Source organism: Shimia sediminis (assembly GCF_003990645.1).
Classification (GTDB): domain Bacteria; phylum Pseudomonadota; class Alphaproteobacteria; order Rhodobacterales; family Rhodobacteraceae; genus Shimia; species Shimia sediminis.
Genome location: NZ_RYZK01000086.1, coordinates 1 through 669, shown reverse-complemented (window position 1 = coordinate 669; position 669 = coordinate 1). Strand labels below are relative to the sequence as shown.

At 35.1% G+C, this 669-nt stretch carries 1 protein-coding gene; it reads left to right on the top strand.

The genetic code is table 11. The features are described from left to right. Nucleotides 1-203: hypothetical protein (locus EK369_RS22980; protein ID WP_206198164.1), on the top strand; the 203-nt coding region annotated here is incomplete at its 5' end. Nucleotides 204-669 lie beyond the last annotated feature (466 nt).

Sequence of the window (669 nt, the reverse complement as noted above, 5' to 3'; positions counted from 1 at the left end):
CAACAATCGGCTCTTACATATCTAAGGAATGCGAGGGAGTTCCGACTTATAAGCTGGAGAAGTATGTCGGTGGAGGTGTTAAAAGATCAGCGGATCTGCCAAACGATGCCAAATTCGCTCAATTTTCAGGAAAAGGCATCGTTGAGTTGGATATTATTAACTTTGAGGAAGCAATGAACTCGCTGGAGAAAGTCGCGAACTAGATCGTTCTGGTTTGTAGATCTTCAGTTTAAGTTTGGAGTTCCCTAATAAGTTTTAGTCAATCTTCAATTTTATCAATACAGTAATATATAAACAGGGGTATATCGACCGAATTTTAGCAGAGGTAAGATTTATACTATTGCTGAATACGAATGGAGGCCCTAAAGTTTCTATCGTATAGAAACATAAGTGTAGGTCTTAAAAAATGAAGGTAATATTATTGTAGTAGTAACTTTTAATCGCCGTTCTTTTTCTTGTTGGTTCTGGGGCCCTATAATTTACTATCGGTCAACACAAAAAAATATTACCAAAGATGTAAAAGAAATTGCTTTTCCAAAATTAGGCCGTCTCTGATAGTACATCAATTTATTATTTAGAATTATCGTTTATTGGTACCAGAACCAAATTTATAGCAATTAGACGTTGCGTATATGTATGTATGTATGTATCCCATATTAATAGATCGGA